The following is a 526-nucleotide window of genomic DNA, read 5'->3' as shown; positions in this document are numbered from 1 at the left end:
ATCTCTCCTCCGCACCATGCTCCGCCGCGCCATCGCGCCGGCGGCGTTGATGATCGTCGGCGTGTTCTTCGGGGGGTATGCGATCTTCGGGCCGAATGGGGCGCTGGCCTATGGTGATATCGAGCGCCAGCTTGCTGTGAAGCAGCAGCAGCTGGCGATGCTCGACAAGACGCGCGCCGAGCTGAAGAACCGGGTCGATCTGCTCGACCCGAAACATGCCGATCCGGATCTGGTCGATGAATTGGCGCGCAAGGATCTGGGGGTAGCACACCAGGATGAAGTGATCGTCCCGCTGGAGAAATGACCAGTCCCGCCCTTTGGTGATCCGTTGCGGGACTGAGCGGGTGGCAGGTTGACGGCGGCAAAGGCCCACAATGATATCGCCGCGATGCTCTCTAGTCGTCTTTTCACCGGGTGCCTGCGCCACCGGTACATTTCTCTTGACCGGCTCCATTATCAGGATCAGCCTCCTCTTCGATACGAGACGCATAACGTCGCCGGTCGAGGAGAGGGATGATGGCTATTC

General features: G+C 60.8%; 1 protein-coding gene. It reads left to right on the top strand.

The window, feature by feature from the left end:
* Window positions 1-304 (top strand): septum formation initiator family protein (locus AACY52_RS29995; RefSeq protein WP_339561329.1); only part of this gene is annotated, 304 nt, incomplete at its 5' end.
* Window positions 305-526 lie beyond the last annotated feature (222 nt).

This window comes from Pseudomonas sp. EA_65y_Pfl1_P113 (assembly GCF_963970525.1).
Lineage (GTDB): Bacteria > Pseudomonadota > Gammaproteobacteria > Pseudomonadales > Pseudomonadaceae > Aquipseudomonas > Aquipseudomonas tritici.
This window is presented reverse-complemented; position numbering and strand designations above follow the sequence as displayed.